Origin of the sequence: Peribacillus sp. FSL M8-0224 (assembly GCF_038003055.1) — a bacterium.
Taxonomy (GTDB): domain Bacteria; phylum Bacillota; class Bacilli; order Bacillales; family DSM-1321; genus Peribacillus; species Peribacillus frigoritolerans.
Genome location: NZ_JBBOOJ010000001.1, coordinates 1,405,505 through 1,425,163 on the forward strand (window position 1 = coordinate 1,405,505; position 19,659 = coordinate 1,425,163).

Consider the following 19,659-nt stretch of genomic DNA (forward strand, 5'->3'; position numbering starts at 1 on the left):
AGATAGGTTTTGAGACAGGTTACAAACCTTGATCTCGAATAATTGCTAACGTAAGTACACCTTTAATCGGACAGCCGATTAGTTGAATATAGAGGAGGAAATTGAGTGAGTGATCGTCAAGCGGCTTTAGATATGGCGTTAAAACAAATTGAGAAACAATTTGGTAAAGGTTCGATTATGAAACTTGGGGAACAGACTGATCGTAGGATTTCAACGATCTCAAGCGGTTCTTTAGCATTGGACGTAGCGTTGGGAGTGGGCGGATATCCAAGAGGCCGGGTCATTGAGATATATGGACCTGAAAGCTCCGGTAAAACGACTGTAGCATTACATGCCATTGCAGAGGTACAAAAGACTGGCGGGACGGCTGCATTTATTGATGCCGAGCATGCTTTAGATCCAGCATATTCAGAAAAACTTGGTGTGAATATCGATGAGTTACTGCTTTCACAGCCTGATACGGGTGAACAAGCCTTAGAGATTGCTGAAGCGTTAGTTCGAAGCGGAGCGGTAGATATCATTGTCATTGACTCGGTGGCAGCACTTGTTCCTAAAGCTGAAATCGAAGGCGAAATGGGAGATTCCCATATGGGTCTCCAAGCCCGGATGATGTCTCAGGCACTTAGAAAACTGTCTGGTTCCATTAATAAATCAAATACCATTGCCATTTTCATTAACCAAGTCCGTGAAAAAATCGGTGTTATGTTTGGGAATCCAGAAACGACTCCGGGAGGCCGGGCATTGAAGTTCTATTCAACTGTTCGTCTGGAAGTGCGCCGTGCGGAGCAATTAAAACAAGGTAATGAAATCGTGGGTAATAAAACGAAAATCAAAGTTGTAAAAAACAAGGTTGCTCCACCATTCCGCCAAGCAGAAGTTGACATCATGTATGGTCAAGGGATTTCACAGGAAGGTGAAATCATCGATATGGGTGCAGACCTTGATATCGTCCTTAAAAGCGGCTCATGGTATTCATACAATGAAGAGCGTGTCGGACAAGGCCGTGAAAATGCGAAGCTGTTCCTGAAAGAAAATCAGGATATCGCTCAGGAAATTTCTCAGAAAATCAGAGATCACTATAATCTTGATGGAGAGCATGAATTACCACCAGAAGAAAATGAAACAGAAGAGCATTTTGAATTGCTTGATTAATGATATTTGGAAAAGGCCTAAGCTTATTCGCTTAGGCCTTTTCTGTATATTTTAAGAAAAATGCGAAATTTCCAGCGGATTAAATGGCATTGTAATCAGATTTACAGACTTCTTCCATAATGAATGCTGTACATTATGATGGTTAATATTAAGAAAACTTGAATAATCATTGATACATAAGGGACAAACGCTTGACAATAAAAATTCTCAACTATACAATTAATATGTATATTTTACAATTTTTCAAACTAAAATTTTGAAAATTAAGTGCTGTATATTGAATTTATGTGCAATGTACTTGCCGACAGTTCAACATTTTATGTAAAAAGTTCATAGCAAGGGGAGGTGAAACGATGGAACCCATGACAATCATCTTCACTTTGCTTGGCCTAATCGTCGGTGCAGTTGTTGGTTATTTTATTCACAAATCAAAATTTGAGAGTAGAATAGCAGGGGCAAAGGGCTCTGCAGAACACATCCTTGAGGATGCAAAACGTGAAGCGGAAGCACTTAAGAAAGAAGCCTTGTTGGAAGCAAAAGATGAAATTCATAAAGTTCGTGCCGATTCGGATCGGGAAGCCCGTGAAAGAAGGAACGAATTACAAAAACAAGAAAATCGGTTATTGCAAAGAGAAGAGAATCTGGACCGTAAGGATGAAACGTTAGACAAACGTGAGAGCCTTTTGGAGAAAAAAGATGATTCTCTAAACCAAAGACAACAGCATATTGAAGAGATGGAAAGCAAAGTGGAAGAGATGGTTCGTAAGCAGCAAACAGAGCTTGAACGTGTTTCCGGTTTAACTCGTGAAGAGGCTAAAGCAATCATTATAGACCGAATGGAAAACGAGCTTGCTCACGATGTAGCGCTTATGATTAAAGAAAGTGATACCCGTGCCAAAGAAGAAGCTGATAAAAAAGCAAAAGAAGTCCTTTCTCTTGCCATTCAGCGTTGTGCGGCTGATCATGTTGCAGAGACCACCGTTTCTGTAGTAAATCTTCCAAACGATGAAATGAAAGGACGGATAATCGGACGTGAAGGACGAAATATCCGGACGTTAGAAACGCTAACAGGTATTGACCTTATTATTGATGATACTCCTGAAGCTGTCATTTTATCTGGATTCGATCCAATTAGACGGGAAACGGCACGCTTGGCTCTTGAGAAACTTGTTCAGGACGGACGGATCCATCCGGCTCGCATTGAAGAAATGGTTGACAAAGCAAGACGTGAGGTAGATGAACATATTCGTGAAATTGGTGAACAGACTACTTTTGAAGTTGGAGTTCACGGTCTCCATCCAGATCTCATCAAAATACTAGGACGTTTGAAATTCCGTACCAGTTATGGGCAAAACGTACTTAAACATTCAATTGAAGTGGCCCAGCTTTCAGGTTTACTGGCCGCTGAGCTTGGTGAGGATGAAGTTCTTGCCCGCCGTGCAGGTTTATTGCATGATATTGGGAAAGCGATCGATCATGAAGTGGAAGGCAGTCACGTTGAAATTGGCGTTGAATTAGCAACCAAATATAAAGAGCATCCAACTGTCATTAACAGCATCGCTTCACATCATGGCGATACGGAACCAACTTCCATCATTTCAGTGCTTGTGGCTGCCGCTGATGCATTATCAGCTGCAAGACCGGGAGCAAGAAGTGAAACGCTTGAAAATTACATTAGAAGACTTGAAAAGCTTGAGGAAATTTCCGAGTCCTATGATGGAGTGGAAAAATCTTTTGCGATTCAAGCCGGACGAGAAGTGCGGATTCTAGTGAAACCAGAACAAATCGATGATCTTTCGGCACATCGACTCGCACGTGATATCCGGAAAAGGATTGAAGAAGAGCTCGATTACCCAGGTCATATAAAAGTCACGGTTATCCGTGAAACAAGAGCAGTTGAATATGCCAAATAATTGTTAGTGAAAGACGAAGTGGTGCAAACCACTTCGTCTTTTCTTTTTCCGATATGAATCGTTAAGCGTAATTCTTATAATTACCCCAAATTATGTTACAATACATACTTGAATAATTCATATAATTAGGTGAATCCAGAAAGGGTTTTACAATGAAATTGCTATTTATAGGGGATGTAGTGGGATCTCCAGGTCGTGACATGATCCAAGAATACCTTCCTAAGTTAAAAGAAAAGTATCGTCCGCATATCACGGTCATCAATGGCGAGAATGCAGCAAGTGGCCGGGGGATTACAGAAAAGATTTACCGCAGTTTTTTAGAGTGGGGAGCGCAGGCAGTGACCATGGGAAACCATACATGGGATAATCGTGATATTTTCAATTTTATTGATGAAGCGAAATATCTTGTCCGTCCAGCAAACTTTCCAGACGGGGTACCCGGAGAAGGTATGAAATTTTTAAAATTGAACCAGCATGAAATAGCGGTCATCAATTTGCAAGCGAGAACGTTCATGCCGGATTTGGACTGTCCGTTCAAAAAGGCGGAAGAACTAGTGGCGGAGGCTCGAAAAAAGACACCGATCATCTTTGTCGATTTTCATGGTGAAGCGACAAGTGAAAAGCAAGCCATGGGGTGGTTCCTGGATGGTAAGGTTACAGCCGTCGTTGGTACACACACACACGTCCAGACAGCCGATAACCGTATATTACCTGCAGGCACCGCTTACATATCAGATGTAGGTATGACAGGACCATATGATGCCATCCTTGGTATGGAAAGAGAGGCAGTCATCCATCGGTTCCTGACCAGCCTGCCAGTTCGTTTCGAAGTCCCAAAAGAGGGACGGACCCTATTAAGTGGGGTTCTCCTTGAAATTGATGAGAAAACTGGCAAGGCAAAGAAGATAGAAAGGCTCCTGATTAACGAAGATCATCCCTTTTACCATTGATTCGAACGGATGGACAGTCAAACTGCCATCCGTTTTTCCATTCTTTAATAAATGGTGTACAATCCCGGTTTTCTTTGTCATACAAGTTTTACTTGATGAATATAGTAGCAGTGGAAAGTGTTATAACTATTGAGCCAAGTTAGAATCGGCAGGGAAAACAAGGAGGACTAGGAATGGAAATATTAAAAGTTTCAGCAAAATCTAATCCTAATTCTGTAGCAGGCGCACTAGCGGGAGTGCTCAGGGAAAGAGGAGCAGCCGAAATTCAAGCAATCGGTGCAGGTGCGTTAAATCAAGCCGTCAAGGCAGTAGCAATCGCAAGAGGGTTTGTCGCACCTAGTGGAGTTGACTTGATTTGTATTCCTGCCTTTACAGATATACTTATTGATGGCGAAGAGAGAACGGCAATAAAACTAATCATTGAACCAAGATAATTGCATGTTTGGGTGTCCTGTTTGTCGGATGGCGAGCAGGCACTTTTTTGTCGTGACTTCCAAATGACGAAAGGTCCGTGTCGCTTTATAATGGTATATATAATCATAAAAAAGTACAGGAAGGGGGATTACATTGGAGATTTTTGATGCACATTGTGATGTGCTGATGAAGATGTTCATCGATCCGGATATTTCTTTTACAAATAGTGATAAATTACATATAACAAAGCGGGGTTTATTGGACGAAGGGGGAAAAGTCCAATGTTTTGCCATATATATTCCTGAAAAAGTCCACCCTGATATGAGATTTCAAGCGGCTTTGGCGATGGTGGATATTTTTCATGAAAAGATTTTGTCGGAGCCGGAATTGAAATTTATAAAGACCAAGGCAGACATCGAATCTTTAAAAGAAAAGGAAATCGGTGCAATGCTAACTTTGGAGGGGTGCGATTGCATTGGGAATGATTTGTTGAAACTGAAAACCCTTATTCATCTTGGAGTATCCTCTGTAGGTCTGACTTGGAATTACGCTAACTTGGTAGCGGATGGGGCATTGGAAACAAGAGGGGGCGGCTTGACAGGATTTGGAACGGAGGTGGTCGCGCTACTGAACGAGAAGTCAATTTGGTGTGATTTATCCCATTTATCTGAAGCTGGATTTTGGGACACCCTAAAGTTGGCGAAATTCCCGATCGCCTCCCATTCGAATGCTTATCATCTTTGTCCGCATCCGCGAAATTTAAAGGATGGGCAGATAAAAGCCCTTTTACAGAAAAATGGGGTGATCGGCGTAACCTTTGTCCCGCAATTTCTAGCAAATGGCCCGGTTACGATAAAGGATATCTTGAAACATATAGAGCATATATGCAGTTTGGGCGGGGAAAGACAAATTGGATTAGGGTCCGACTTCGATGGAATCGATCATATGGTAGAGAATTTAACGTCATATAAGGATTATCATAACTTAATAAATGAATTGAACAGGCATTATTCCAGTGAGTTTGTAAAAGGTCTCCTTTTTGATAATTTCACTCGTAATTTTCCGCTTGAAAAGGAAATATCTTAAGTGATTTTCAATTCTTACTATATAGATATGAATAAATATTCTGAAAATATAAAAAATAAAAGCAAAAAGGTTGCAATTTGATGATTTAACCGATAGAATTGAAAGCGTTTAGTACACCTTTCCTAAATTAGAACGATAATTATACATAGTTGAATGTTCTAAGAGAGGTGCGGTTAAATGCATTTATATACGAACGTCCTAAAGGAGTGTAAGACATGATCAATCAACTTTCATGGAAAGTTGGCGGACAACAAGGTGAAGGTATTGAAAGTACAGGAGAAATATTCTGTATTGCCCTCAATCGCTTAGGTTATTACTTGTATGGCTACCGTCATTTCTCATCCCGAATCAAGGGTGGACACACGAATAACAAAATTCGTGTAAGTACTACGGAAACTCGTGCTATCTCTGATGATTTAGACATCTTAGTTGCTTTTGACCAAGAAACAATTGACGTCAATTATAAAGAATTACATGAGGGTGGCATCATAATTGCAGATGCAAAATTCAAACCTGTCTGCCCAGAAGATACAAAGGCAGAATTATATATTGTTCCTTTTACGGAAATAGCAGCCGAATTAGGAACATCATTAATGAAAAATATGGTCGCCATCGGTGCGACATGTGCTGTTCTCGGAATGGAAATTTCCGTATTCAACGATGTGGTTGATGAAATATTCGGCCGTAAAGGTGAAGAAATCGTTAAGAAGAATATGGATGCCATTACTGCCGGATATAAGGCAATGGAAGTGTTGCTTGGAGAAAAACTGGGCGCGATGGAGCTGGAAAAGGCAGACGGCCAAAAACGAATGTTCATGATCGGAAACGATGCTATCGCTTTAGGCGCAGTTGCAGGCGGTTGCCGCTTCATGGCAGCTTACCCGATTACTCCGGCTTCGGAAATCATGGAATACTTAATTAAGAAACTTCCTCAATTTGGCGGGACGGTCATACAGACTGAAGATGAAATCGCGGCAGCCACAATGGCAATCGGTGCGAACTATGGCGGTGTACGTGCCATCACAGCTTCAGCTGGACCTGGGCTTTCCTTGAAAATGGAGGCGATTGGTTTAGCGGGCATTACCGAAACGCCAATTGTCATCGTCGATACTCAACGTGGAGGTCCATCTACGGGACTTCCTACAAAACAGGAGCAATCCGATTTAATGGCCATGATTTATGGTACACATGGTGAAATACCTAAAATCGTCATGGCTCCGAGTACTGTTGAGGAAGCTTTTTATGATACGGCAGAAGCATTCAACCTTGCAGAGGAATATCAATGTCCGGTTATCGTTTTATCCGACTTACAGCTATCATTAGGTAAACAGACGGTTCAGCCGCTTGATTACGGCAAAGTGGAGATAAGACGCGGAAAATTGGTTGACTTTGAAATTGAAGAGCCTGAAAACAAATCTTACTTCAAGCGTTATGAAGTAACGGAAGATGGAGTCTCACCACGGGTAGTGCCTGGTATGAAAAATGGAATTCACCATGTTACGGGTGTTGAACATGATGAAACGGGCAGACCTTCCGAGACGGCCTTGAATCGCAAATTGCAAATGGATAAACGGATGCGTAAGCTGAATAATTTAACTAACACATTCCAAACACCAGTATACAAAAACACACCGCATGAAGAAGCGGATTTATTAATTCTTGGTTTTAACTCAACACGCGGGACGATTGATGAAGCGATCGGCCGTTTAGAAACGGATGGAATGAAAGTGAATCATGCGCAAATCCGTTTGATTCATCCTTTCCCAGCTGATGAAGTCCTTTCATTGGTGCAAAGTGCTAAGAAAGTAGTAGTTATTGAAAATAATGCGACTGGACAATTGGCTAATATTATCAAGATGAATGTCGGACATGTTAATAAAATAAAAAGCATCCTAAAATATGATGGCAACCCATTCCTCCCGCATGAAATTCACACACAATGCAAGGAGATGTTCGAATATGGCAACGTTTAAAGATTTTCGGAATGATGTAAAACCAAACTGGTGTCCTGGCTGCGGAGATTTCTCCGTTCAGGCTGCCATGCAGCGTGCGGCTGCCAATGTGGGATTGGAGCCGGAGAATTTGGCCGTTGTTTCCGGTATCGGCTGTTCAGGGCGTATATCCGGTTACATCAAGTCATATGGTTTCCACGGCATCCATGGCCGCTCACTGCCAATTGCCCAAGGAGTAAAAATGGCCAACCGTGAATTGACCGTTATAGCTTCAGGCGGTGACGGAGATGGTTTTGCAATCGGGATGGGACACACCATCCATGCGATCCGCCGTAATATCGACATTACGTATATTGTCATGGATAACCAAATTTATGGATTGACAAAAGGCCAGACTTCTCCTAGATCCGCTGCTGGATTTAAAACGAAATCCACTCCTGAAGGATCAATAGAACAGGCTGTTTCACCTATGGAATTAGCATTGTCAGCTGGCGCTACGTTTGTCGCCCAAAGCTTTTCCACTGACTTGAAAGATCTTACTGCGATCATTGAAGCAGGGATAAACCATAAAGGATTCTCCTTTATCAATGTTTTCTCTCCTTGCGTAACATACAATAAGATCAATACGTATGATTGGTTTAAACAAAACTTAACTAAATTGAACACAATTGAAGGCTATGATTCATCAAATAAAGAACAGGCCATGCAGACTTTGATGCAGCATGACAGCCTTGTGACAGGGATCATTTATCAAGACTCTTCACGCCCTTCGTACCAGGAATTAGTGCCAGGGTATGCTGAAAAAGCGCTAAACAAATCAGATTTGACACTGGATCAAGCGCACTTTGATAAGCTTGTTGCTGAATTTATGTAAAAGTTAAAAGGTTCACCCCTTAAGACGGGGTGAACCTTTTTTTATGACTAATTGGAAAGCTCAAGTAGAGAGAGTCACTATACTCTCTAAATTAGAATCCGAAGAAATTGCAACGATTCCTTCTACGACAATGGTGGTCGCGGTCACGGTCACGGTCACGGTCCCGGTCCCGGTCCCGATCGCGCCTATTACAGCCCCTCACAGCACGACAAAAATTGTCTGCGATTCTATCGTTATCTCTGTCCCGATCGCGGTCCCGATCCCAATCGCGGTCCCGATCATGGTCCCGATCGCGCCTATTACAGCCCCTTACAGCACGACAAAAATCGTCTGCGATTCTATCGTTATCTCTATCCCGATCGCGGTCCCGATCATGATTATTGCATCCACATGACATATAAGTCACTCCTTCATTGTTTTTGTTGTACAAGATATCTTATTCGAGAGCGGACAAGATGCTATAGAAACATGACCCATTTAACAAAAATGTACGAATGCCTAAAAATCATCATTATTAATGTGAAAAGGCCGGTACAAAAGTGATTATGGTATTTTTGTGATTGATTTTTCATATCTTTACATATTAAGGTAGATGAAAAAGCACAGCCCTATTTCAGGGGGAATGTACATGTTGAGAGGTAAAATGAAAGCGATCGTCAAACATCACCGAGGTTATGGGGCACAATTACAAGTTGTCGATATACCGGACATTCGTGATGACGAGGTCTTGATTCGAGTGAAGATGGCCTCGATCTGCGGAACGGATATTCATATTTTCACCTGGGATGAATGGTCACAAGGAAGGGTGAGCCCGCCATACGTATTTGGGCACGAATTTGCAGGGGAAGTAATCGAGATAGGAGCAAGTGTCAGTAATGTTTCAGTTGGTGATTGTGTATCTGCCGAAACACATATAGTTTGCGGTACATGCAGGCAATGCTTAACCGGACAATTCCATATCTGTAAAAAAACAAACATTATCGGTGTGGATAAACAAGGGTGCTTTGCAGAGTACATAGCTCTGCCAGCCAAGAACTTATGGAAAAATCCAAGTGATATGCCACTCGATATAGCTACCATCCAAGAACCGATGGGGAATGCCGTCCATTCAGTGCTAGCTGGCGAGGTGCTGGGTAAAACGGTGGCAATAATCGGTTGTGGTCCAATTGGGCTTATGGCGATTGCTGTAGCAAAGGCCGCAGGTGCTGATAAAGTAATCGCTCTTGATATTAATGATTATCGACTTCAGCTAGCCAAAAAGATGGGTGCCACACACCTCATTCATTCAATGAATCAGGATCCAGTGGAAATCACGAAAAGCATTACAAGTGGGGACGGGGTGGATGTTGTTTGTGAAATGAGCGGGAATCCAGCAGCTATCCAACAAGGGTTCAAGATGGCGACCAATGGTGGAAGAATATCCATTCTAAGTCTGCCTTCTAAGCCCGTCACGATTAATATAACAGAGGATATCGTATTCAAGGGTCTTACTGTCCAAGGGATAACTGGAAGGAAGATGTTTTCAACTTGGCAACAGGTTTCAAGTCTGCTTGAAAGTGGCAAGGTTGATGTAAAACCAATGATTACCCATCGGTTCTCACTCAGTGATTTTGAAAAGGGATTTGAACTGATGATCAAAGGTCAATGTGGTAAGGTTCTCCTTATGCCTTGAATACCTGAAAAGGTGGAAATTGCATGGTCTGCATTTGAAAAATCTTGAAAGGGGAAAGCGTCATCCAAGAATGATAAGAAGAGGCTAAATTCGTCATAGCCTCTTCTTTCATGTTCTTATTTTCAATATTTGTGAAAAATTTCTTACAATTGAAGAAGCCACGACAGAATGATTGTTTCTTGCTGTTAAAAGCTTTATACTATGATAATGTGGATATATCACACTTAATAGCTAATATTTACTGGAAATTCTTAAAAAGGAATCCGTATAAATCCATTTGAAGATAGGTCTTGGAATAGTTGGTGAAAGAAATAAACTAACTATTTTGAAAGGAGATTAACTATGAACGAGAAACAACGATTAGAATCACAACAAGTACAGGCTGAGAATCCAGCGGACAAAAAATCCGAAAAGGACTTCAGTAAGTACTTTCAAGCCGTTTATATTCCGCCTTCCTTAAAGGATGCGAAAAAGCGGGGAAAAGAAGAAGTAGAATATCATGATGACTTTGCCATTCCTGAAGGTTTCCGCGGAATGGGAGAAGGTAAAAAGTTTTACATTCGTACTTTTGGCTGTCAAATGAACGAACATGATACAGAAGTCATGGCGGGCATCTTTATGGCACTTGGTTATCAGGCGACAGACTCGGTGGATGATGCTAACGTCATTTTACTTAACACTTGTGCGATTCGGGAAGGCGCAGAGAATAAAGTGTTCGGTGAATTGGGGCATTTGAAATCATTGAAATTGGAAAAGCCGGATCTACTGCTTGGGGTTTGCGGCTGTATGTCACAAGAGGAGACAGTTGTAAAGCGGATTCTAGAGAAGCACCATTTTGTAGATATGATTTTCGGAACGCATAACATCCACCGCCTGCCGCAAATCCTTAATGAAGCGTATCTTTCCAAGGAAATGGTCATTGAGGTTTGGTCTAAAGAAGGTGATGTAATCGAGAACCTTCCGAAAGTGCGTAAAGGAAAAACCAAGGCATGGGTCAATATCATGTATGGCTGCGATAAGTTTTGTACATACTGCATCGTACCGTATACGAGAGGGAAAGAAAGAAGCCGCAGGCCTGGAGATATCATCCAGGAAGTCCGTCATTTAGCGGCACAGGGTTACAAGGAAATAACCCTGCTTGGACAGAATGTGAATGCTTACGGAAAAGATTTTACGGATATCGATTATCGTTTCGGCGATTTGATGGATGAAATCCGCAAAATCGACATTCCGCGCATTCGTTTTACGACAAGCCATCCCCGTGATTTTGATGATCATTTGATTGAAGTACTGGCTAAAGGCGGAAATCTCGTTGACCATATCCATCTTCCAGTTCAATCGGGAAGTACGGAAACACTTAAAATCATGGCCCGTAAGTATACACGCGAACAATATTTAGAGCTAGTTAAAAAAATCAAGGAAGCTATCCCAAGTGCATCGCTAACCACGGACATCATTGTAGGCTATCCGAATGAAACGGAAGAGCACTTTGAAGAAACGATGTCATTATACCGTGAAGTTGGTTTCGATGCAGCATATACTTACATCTACTCACCACGTGAGGGAACACCGGCTGCGAAAATGCAGGATAATGTACCGATGGAAGTGAAAAAGGAACGTCTGCAACGCTTGAATGCCCTTGTAAATGAAACGTGCGCATTGAAAATGAAAGAGTATGATGGACAGATTGTTGAAGTGCTCGTTGAAGGCGAAAGCAAGAAGAATGCGGAAGTATTAGCAGGTTATACAACGAAAAATAAGCTCGTGAACTTCAAAGGACCAAAATCCGCTATTGGCAAAATCGTAAAAGTGAAAATCACCGGAACGAAAACATGGTCATTAAATGGGGATATGGTTGAAGAAGCAACGGCGATTGAGGTGGAGTAATATGACTAAATATACTAAAGATGACATTCTGAACAAAGCGGCCGAGCTTGCTGAAATGATCGCCAGCACGGAAGAAGTCGATTTCTTTAAACGGGCAGAAGCTCACATCAATGAAAATCAAAAAATCCGTGAAATGATCGCCAGCATCAAGAGTTTGCAAAAACAGGCTGTAAACTTCCAACATTACGGCAAAGAGAAAGCATACAGTCAAGTGCAGGCCAAAATTGATGCACTGGAAAAACAATTGGATGAACTTCCGATCGTGCAAGAATTCAAACAATCCCAAGTGGATGTAAATGATCTTTTACAAATGGTCTCTTCACAGGTATCGAATAAGGTGACGGACCTGATTATTGAATCGACCGAAGGCGATGTCCTTCGCGGTGAGACAGGTTCACAGGTACAAGCAGGCGGCGGAAGCTGTTCATGAATAGTAAAAAAGCCCTTCTGGTTTCAGAAGGACTTTTTTAATATGCGGAAATCCTTATACAGTGCCCATTCGTGACACATATCCCAAAACATGCGCATAAAATAACCTAGGTTTAAAACATTACAGCAGTTTTCAAACAATTAAAATTCTACGCACAATAGACTTTTACCACGCATAGGATGAATGGAAACTGTATGAGGAGGGTTCGCTAGCATGTCACAATATAGAGAGATAATTACTAAAGCGGTGGTGGCAAAAGGACGTAAATTCACAAAGTCCTCTCACACCATTTGCCCGGCTCATCATCCTTCTAGCATTCTAGGTTGTTGGATCATCAACCATAAATACGATGCAAAGAAAGTCGGCAAAAAGGTAGAAATTCACGGCAGCTACGAAATCAACGTCTGGTATTCTTATAACCATAATTCGAAGACGGAAGTTGTAACTGAAAAAGTGCAATATACCGACGTTATTTCGCTGAAATACCGTGATCCCGATTATCTTGATGACCATGAAATCGCTGCAAAAGCTGTCCAACAGCCGAATTGTTTAGAAGCATGCATCTCCCCATGTGGACAAAAAATCATTGTCCATGTGGAAAGGGAATTCTTTGTGGAAGTCGTCGGCGAAACGAAAATTTGTGTCGCTGTAAGTCCAGATGGCCGCTGTGAGGATGACTGGGGCTCTGATTTCGATGATGAGGATTTCGAAGATTTAGATCCGGATTTCCTTGATGAATTCGAAGACGAATAGAATATAGAAATTAATACCGGATGACATTCCCTTCATCCGGTTTTATTTAATTTGAAGCGGGACAAGTCCCTATGGCTTTGCAGATACAGCTAGCTTACAAATTGATTTACCATGCAATTTCGAATACAGGCCATGTTGCATTTTCGTATGTTATAATGAAGGACATAAATGTGTAATAGATTTTAGTTTGGAAAGGTTTTGAAGGAATGGCTGGATATACTCCGATGATACAGCAATATTTAAAAATTAAGGCAGAGTATCAGGATGCCTTTTTATTTTTTCGTTTAGGCGATTTTTATGAAATGTTTTTTGACGATGCACTGAATGCATCACAAGAGCTCGAAATCACATTAACGAGCCGAGAAGGTGGTAGTGAAGAGCGAATTCCGATGTGCGGCATTCCGTATCACTCGGCTGCTAATTATATTGATATATTGATAGAAAAAGGTTTTAAAGTAGCTATTTGTGAACAAACCGAAGATCCGAAGCAAGCCAAAGGTGTGGTACGCAGGGAAGTTGTCCAGCTGATTACCCCGGGAACGAAAATGGATAGTAAGGGTCTTCGTGAAAAGGAAAATAATTATATTGCCACCATCACTTATTTTACGGATGGTCAGTTTGGCTTTGGATACAATGATTTATCGACAGGGGAAAATAAGGTTACATTGATTGAGAGTTTCGAGGAAGTTCTGAATGAATTTGCCATCCTTGGTGCGAGTGAAGTGGTCATTGCCGAGGATTTCAATGAAGAATGGAAAAAAATGCTTCAAGAACGGGGCGCAGCCGCTCTATCCCTAGAGAGTAATTTGGTTCAAAGCGAGTCATTCGCTCCATTGCTTCATTTGTTAAAAGACCAGAAACTGGCGACAACGACCTCACGTTTATTGAATTATCTATACCGTACCCAAAAACGCAGCCTGGATCATTTACAGCCAGTGCTTGCATATGAAACATCACAATATATGAAAATTGATTATTATAGCAAACGTAATTTGGAATTAACTGAAACCATTCGTTCCAAAGGTAAAAAAGGCTCATTACTATGGCTGCTTGATGAAACAAAAACAGCCATGGGCGGAAGGATGTTGAAGCAATGGATTGATAGACCGCTCATTAATAAAAAACAGATCGAGCGGAGACAAAGCCTTGTTGAAACCCTGAAAAATCAATACTTCGAACGGCAGGACTTACGTGAACGCCTGAAGGAAGTGTACGACTTGGAGCGGCTTGCCGGAAGGGTGGCCTTCGGGAATGTAAACGCTCGGGACTTGATTCAACTGAAACGTTCCTTGCAACAGGTGCCGGTCATTCGTGAAATCGTGAAGTCAATGGCTTCCAATCAGGATATTTCAATCCTGGCCGATAAATTGGATCCTTGTGAAGAAGTGACGGATTTACTTGAAACGGCGCTTGTAGAAAACCCTCCATTGTCCGTGAAGGAAGGGAATATCATTCAGGATGGTTTCCATAAGGAGCTGGATACATACAGGGATGCCAGCAGAAACGGGAAAACTTGGATTGCACAGCTTGAACGCGAAGAGCGGGAACGCACCGGGATCAAATCCTTGAAAATCGGATATAATCGTGTATTTGGCTATTACATTGAAGTCACACGAGCAAATTTGCATCTGCTTGAAGAAGGCCGTTATGAACGGAAGCAGACTTTAACGAATGCCGAACGTTATATCACACCTGAATTGAAAGAAAAGGAAGCTTTGATTTTACAAGCAGAAGAAAAAAGCATCAGTTTGGAGTATGACTTATTCCTCAATCTTCGTGAAGAGGTCAAAAGCTATATCCCTCGCTTACAGGATTTGGCGAAAGGCGTCAGTGAACTGGATGTCCTGCAGTGCTTTGCGACGATTAGTGAAGAACGCCATTATGTGAAGCCTGTCTTTTCCGATGACCGAAGAATCGTACTGAAGGAAGGCAGGCATCCAGTGGTCGAGAAAGTCCTTCAATCACAGGAATATGTCCCCAATGACTGCTTTATGGATGGAGATCGGGAGTTACTCTTGATCACAGGGCCCAATATGTCGGGTAAAAGTACGTATATGCGTCAAATAGCGCTAACATCGATTTTAGCGCAAATTGGATGCTTCGTATCCGCAAGTATAGCTGAATTACCTATTTTTGATAAGGTATTTACCAGGATTGGCGCGGCAGATGATTTGATTTCCGGTCAAAGTACATTCATGGTCGAGATGCTTGAAGCAAGAAATGCCATCATGAATGCGACAGAAAACAGTTTGATATTATTTGATGAAATAGGCCGGGGAACATCAACTTATGATGGGATGGCGCTTGCTCAGGCCATCATTGAATATATTCATGAGGAAATTGGGGCAAAGACACTCTTTTCGACTCATTATCACGAATTGACTGTATTGGCAACGGAACTCCCAAAATTGAAAAATATCCATGTAAGTGCCATTGAGCAAAATGGAAATGTCGTTTTCCTTCATAAAATTAAAGAAGGGCCAGCAGATAAAAGCTATGGAATTCATGTGGCTAAGCTTGCTGATTTACCGGAGCAGTTAATAGATCGGGCAGCTGCTATTTTAGCCCAGCTAGAGAATGAAAATGGACAGGCAAAGGCGAGTCCTGAACAGCCTGCTGCTGAAAAAGCACCTATTGCCGAAGCTGCCCCTGTGTCATCCGTCAATGAGGCACAGCTTTCCTTCTTTGGGGAAGAAGCTCCTAAAGGAAGGGTGAATTCTTCACCAAAGGAAAAAAAGGTGCTGGATGACATAAAATCACTGGATATCCTTGAAATGACGCCGCTTGAGGCAATGAATACCCTTTATAAATTACAAAAGAAACTTAAATGAGAATTAAAGCGAGGCGATAAAAATGGGAAAAATCATACAGCTTGACGAGGCTTTATCTAATAAAATCGCAGCTGGCGAAGTTGTTGAACGCCCAGCCTCAGTCGTTAAGGAACTTGTGGAAAACGCAATAGATGCAAACAGTACCATTATAGAGATTGAATTGGTGGAGGCTGGACTTGGTTCCATTCGGATCGTGGATAATGGCGATGGGATTTTACCTGATGACATAGAAGCGGCATTTAAACGTCACGCCACTAGTAAAATAAAAGATGAAAATGATCTCTTCCGAATCCGAACACTTGGCTTTCGCGGTGAAGCAATGCCCAGTATTGCTTCAGTTTCCCGTTTTGAAATGAAAAGCAGCACTGGCGAAGGGGTAGGAACGCGCATACTTCTTGAAGGAGGCATGGTTAAGGAACTTGAGGCTTCATCCAGCCGTAAAGGAACGGATATCCTGGTTTCCGACTTGTTTTTTAATACCCCTGCAAGGTTGAAATATATGAAAACCATTCATACCGAGCTAGGAAATATTACGGATGTCGCTAACAGGCTCGCACTTTCACATCCCGATGTTTCCATACGGTTAACACACAATGAGAAGCGTATCCTCCATACGAATGGTAACGGTGATGTCAGGCAGGTGCTGGCGGCAATCTATGGTACGAATATTGCCAAAAAGATGATTCCGGTTCAGGCAAGCTCCTTGGATTTCAAATTATCCGGATATATCGTCATGCCCGAGATCACCCGGGCTTCAAGGAATTACATTTCAACCATGATAAACGGGCGCTTCATTAAAAACTATGCGCTCGTGAAAGCAATCCTGGATGGGTATCATACACTTCTTCCAATTGGACGTTTTCCAATCGCTTTGCTGAATATCGAAATGGATCCGATTCTTGTCGATGTCAATGTACATCCATCCAAAATGGAGGTAAGGCTCAGCAAGGAACAGGAATTGTACAGTCTTGTATCGGAAACGATTAAATCTTCGTTTAAAAAGATGTCTCTAATACCAAGTGGATATACACCAGCAGCAAAGCCGGAACAGGTGAAAAGTGAGCAAACCACTCTGGAATTGGACCATGTTGTGGAAAGCGGCAAGCGAGTCCTGGAAGAAGCCAAGAAAGAAGCTTCCCTCTTGAAGGATACCTTGATACGAGAAAAGCAGGAACAAAAGAATTACGTCGATCATAATGAAGATTTCAATCTTGAACCAATAAAGGAAATAATCTATAGCACTGAACAGCAGCAAATGGAAGATGTCTATGTACCGGTCTTACAAGATGATGAAGGCAAACCATATTTCGAGTCAGCTGAAAAGTTTACAACCTACACTGTCGAACAAGAGGAGGAAATCGAGGCGAATGAACCGGAAAGCCGCATCCCTCCGATGTACCCGATTGGGCAAATGCATGGAACATATATTTTCGCCCAAAACGAAAAGGGCTTGTATATCATAGACCAGCATGCTGCTCAGGAACGGATCAAATACGAATACTTTAAAGAAAAAGTCGGTCGAGTTGAAAACGAGCTACAGGATATGCTGGTCCCCATCACCCTTGAATTTTCGACAGATCAATGTATCCGGATAAATGAATATCGGAATGAGTTGGAAAAAGTCGGCGTCTTTTTAGAGGAGTTTGGCTATAACGCCTATATTGTCCGATCGCATCCACAATGGTTCCCTAAAGGAATTGAACAGGAAATCCTTGAGGAAATGATAGAACAATTGCTATCGATGAAAAAGGTAGATATCAAAAAATTGCGCGAAGAAGCAGCCATCATGATGAGCTGTAAAGCCTCCATAAAGGCAAACCGTCATCTGCGCAATGATGAAATCCAAGCACTATTGGATGAACTGAGGCGGACAACAGACCCCTTCACATGCCCTCATGGAAGACCTATCATCATCTCATATTCCATATATGAAATGGAAAAAATGTTCAAACGGATCATGTAATTAAAAGCGATGGAGAACCCTTATGTAATAGGGTTCTCCATTGCTTTTTTAGTTAAATGACCACAAATTGACCACATTTATTGGTCCATGCTCTTTTTTCCTAGAGCTTTTGTAAAGTTTTCTGCTGAAGAGTCCTGATTTTGAATGTGCTAATCTTTCTGATACCACTTTAGCATTTTCTCCGATCTCCAACATTATAGTTGCATGTGTATGGCGTAAATCGTGAAATCGTCTGAGAACAAGCTGGGTAAACCAGTCATTAAAGAAATTTAAGAGTGGGCTATGCCTGCTCTTTTTTATTAGAAGGCTATGTTAAGGATGTTGCTGATTTTCTTGATGAACTAACGGGTGCGTTATCTGAATATCGGAGCTGTCTTTAAGGCAGCTTTTTGCTTATGGAACTATCGGGGCAGTTTAGTGGAAGAAGCGTAATTTATTCGTAATGTGAATTAATTGCAATACAATACAATTTGCTACCACTCTTTATGAAATGGTAATATTTAATAAAAATTATATCTGATCCCTATTTCTATACTTCTTGCAGCTCCATTGTCATCATTTCTGGGTGTTTCAATTGATAGTTTAATAAATCTTCCAAAAGATGAATATTTCCCTTTTTTAAATGGAGTAATTATTGGCACATTATATCTCGTTGTAGCGTTTTTTAATCTTCTGAATCCACTCGTATGCCGCAATGGCAGCTGACAATCTAGATCCTTTTTTTAAATCTGAACTAGGAACAGGGAAGCTGCCACTTTGTAAGAACTTTGTTTCCTTCGAATGGAAGTAAGCTTTGATAATAATGTTCAACTTCCAACACCTCAATGACACATTAAACGAAATTATTTTATTCTTCCTTATCGAAAATATAATCTAGGTTACCCCTCTATTTTATTAATTAGTTCCTCCTCTTCACTCAACATATTTATAAATTTTATTAAGGATGCAGGTACATACTTATCTTTTCGATAAATGAAAACTGTCTTAACTTTTCCATTCGGAATTGAGTGTTGTCGAATGATTCCCTCTTGTACCTGTTTTGAAACAACACTTTGCGGAAGCATACTTATACCTAGACCAGCTGCGACACAACCGATGATCCCATCTATAGTGCCAAATTCCATTATCTTATTGGGTATCATCTTCTCTTGTTGTAGCCATAGTTCAAACTTTTCCCGATAAGCACATCCTGCATGAAATACAAGCAGCTTCCTTGTTTGAATATCTTTGATAGAAGATATAGGAGGATGAACTGTATCTGTAATGAGCATTAGTTCTTCTTCGAATACTTCTTTCTGAATGAGATCTGGATGATTAATGGGTCCAGCCACAAATGCTCCATCAAGTTCATTCTGAAGGACTGCTTGAATATTTTGTTCAGTGGAGCCTGTTTTTAAAGTTAAATCAACCTCTGGAAAATCTTTGTGATACTTTGAAAACAAGACTGGTAAGCGAACTGCTGCGGTTGTTTCCATTGAACCAATAATTAACGGACCTCTGGGTGTTTGATCATCATTCATCATATTTTTGGTCTCTTCTATAAGATCGAATATTTTTTCTGTATATGTTAGCAACATGCTTCCTTTGTCAGTTAATGCAGTGCCACGATTATGTCTATAAAAAAGAGTTGTTTGAAGATCCGATTCCAACTGCTTTATTTTCATCGTGATATTTGACTGTGCATATTGAAGTTCTCTTGCTGCTTGAGAAATGCTTCCCATTTTAGCAACACTGTGGAAAATTTTTAATGAGTGCAAATCCAAAATAATCTCTCCTTGGTTG

Annotated in this window: 16 protein-coding genes and 1 pseudogene; 13 read left to right on the top strand and 4 right to left on the bottom strand. The window is 41.4% G+C overall.

Annotated elements, in window-relative coordinates:
* The first annotated feature begins 105 nt into the window (after positions 1-105).
* The 7 genes from recA (at position 106) to MKX49_RS06900 (ending at position 8,341) form a co-directional block, all read left to right on the top strand.
* Positions 106-1,152 carry a recombinase RecA gene (gene recA / locus MKX49_RS06870; protein ID WP_034313522.1) on the top strand — a complete coding sequence of 349 codons (1,047 nt, stop codon included), beginning with the start codon at positions 106-108 and terminating at the stop codon, positions 1,150-1,152.
* Positions 1,153-1,505: 353 nt separating this feature from the next.
* Positions 1,506-3,065 (top strand): ribonuclease Y, encoded by a 1,560-nt coding sequence (gene rny / locus MKX49_RS06875; RefSeq protein WP_034313519.1) that lies wholly within the window; start codon positions 1,506-1,508, stop codon positions 3,063-3,065.
* 152 nt (positions 3,066-3,217) lie between these two features.
* On the top strand, positions 3,218-4,015 hold the full coding sequence (locus MKX49_RS06880) for a TIGR00282 family metallophosphoesterase (protein ID WP_340875798.1): 798 nt from the start codon (positions 3,218-3,220) through the stop codon (positions 4,013-4,015).
* Between the two features lie 173 nt (positions 4,016-4,188).
* Complete coding sequence (gene spoVS / locus MKX49_RS06885; protein WP_029281188.1) at positions 4,189-4,449, top strand: stage V sporulation protein SpoVS; 261 nt, start codon at positions 4,189-4,191, stop codon at positions 4,447-4,449.
* A 133-nt stretch (positions 4,450-4,582) separates the two neighbouring features.
* Positions 4,583-5,515, top strand: coding sequence for a dipeptidase (locus tag MKX49_RS06890; RefSeq protein ID WP_082196677.1), 933 nt, complete (start codon positions 4,583-4,585; stop codon positions 5,513-5,515).
* A gap of 215 nt (positions 5,516-5,730) precedes the next feature.
* Positions 5,731-7,488 carry a 2-oxoacid:acceptor oxidoreductase subunit alpha gene (locus tag MKX49_RS06895; RefSeq protein WP_034313511.1) on the top strand — a complete coding sequence of 586 codons (1,758 nt, stop codon included), beginning with the start codon at positions 5,731-5,733 and terminating at the stop codon, positions 7,486-7,488.
* A complete protein-coding gene (locus MKX49_RS06900; protein WP_096338178.1) occupies positions 7,475-8,341 on the top strand; it encodes a 2-oxoacid:ferredoxin oxidoreductase subunit beta in 867 nt (288 codons plus the stop codon). Before MKX49_RS06895 ends, MKX49_RS06900 begins: the two co-directional genes overlap by 14 nt.
* Positions 8,342-8,432: 91 nt before the next feature.
* Here MKX49_RS06900 and MKX49_RS06905 read toward each other — a convergent pair whose 3' ends face one another.
* Complete coding sequence (locus MKX49_RS06905; protein ID WP_340875800.1) at positions 8,433-8,738, bottom strand: hypothetical protein; 306 nt, start codon at positions 8,736-8,738, stop codon at positions 8,433-8,435.
* Between the two features lie 234 nt (positions 8,739-8,972).
* On the opposite strand from MKX49_RS06905, the gene tdh reads away from it, so the two are divergent.
* The 6 genes from tdh (at position 8,973) to mutL (ending at position 17,877) form a co-directional block, all read left to right on the top strand.
* Positions 8,973-10,013, top strand: coding sequence for an L-threonine 3-dehydrogenase (gene tdh / locus MKX49_RS06910; RefSeq protein WP_340878488.1), 1,041 nt, complete (start codon positions 8,973-8,975; stop codon positions 10,011-10,013).
* A gap of 342 nt (positions 10,014-10,355) precedes the next feature.
* Entirely contained in the window at positions 10,356-11,900 is a 1,545-nt protein-coding gene (miaB, locus tag MKX49_RS06915; RefSeq protein WP_048684706.1) for a tRNA (N6-isopentenyl adenosine(37)-C2)-methylthiotransferase MiaB, read from the top strand.
* A gap of 1 nt (position 11,901) precedes the next feature.
* Positions 11,902-12,330 (top strand): RicAFT regulatory complex protein RicA family protein, encoded by a 429-nt coding sequence (locus MKX49_RS06920; protein WP_034313499.1) that lies wholly within the window; start codon positions 11,902-11,904, stop codon positions 12,328-12,330.
* A gap of 213 nt (positions 12,331-12,543) precedes the next feature.
* Complete coding sequence (locus tag MKX49_RS06925) at positions 12,544-13,083, top strand: outer spore coat protein CotE (protein ID WP_057278378.1); 540 nt, start codon at positions 12,544-12,546, stop codon at positions 13,081-13,083.
* Positions 13,084-13,289: 206 nt separating this feature from the next.
* A complete protein-coding gene (mutS, locus tag MKX49_RS06930) occupies positions 13,290-15,914 on the top strand; it encodes a DNA mismatch repair protein MutS (RefSeq protein ID WP_340875801.1) in 2,625 nt (874 codons plus the stop codon).
* Between the two features lie 22 nt (positions 15,915-15,936).
* On the top strand, positions 15,937-17,877 hold the full coding sequence (gene mutL / locus MKX49_RS06935; RefSeq protein WP_340875802.1) for a DNA mismatch repair endonuclease MutL: 1,941 nt from the start codon (positions 15,937-15,939) through the stop codon (positions 17,875-17,877).
* 129 nt (positions 17,878-18,006) lie between these two features.
* On the opposite strand, the pseudogene MKX49_RS06940 reads toward mutL, so the two are convergent.
* From MKX49_RS06940 to MKX49_RS06950, 3 genes and pseudogenes are all read right to left on the bottom strand, one after another.
* Positions 18,007-18,108, bottom strand: a pseudogene (locus MKX49_RS06940) (tyrosine-type recombinase/integrase); the annotation flags it as partial.
* A 411-nt stretch (positions 18,109-18,519) separates the two neighbouring features.
* Positions 18,520-18,687: a hypothetical protein gene (locus MKX49_RS06945; RefSeq protein WP_340875803.1), complete on the bottom strand. Its 168-nt coding sequence runs from the start codon at positions 18,685-18,687 to the stop codon at positions 18,520-18,522.
* Positions 18,688-18,755: 68 nt separating this feature from the next.
* On the bottom strand, positions 18,756-19,640 hold the full coding sequence (locus MKX49_RS06950; RefSeq protein WP_340875804.1) for a LysR family transcriptional regulator: 885 nt from the start codon (positions 19,638-19,640) through the stop codon (positions 18,756-18,758).
* Positions 19,641-19,659 lie beyond the last annotated feature (19 nt).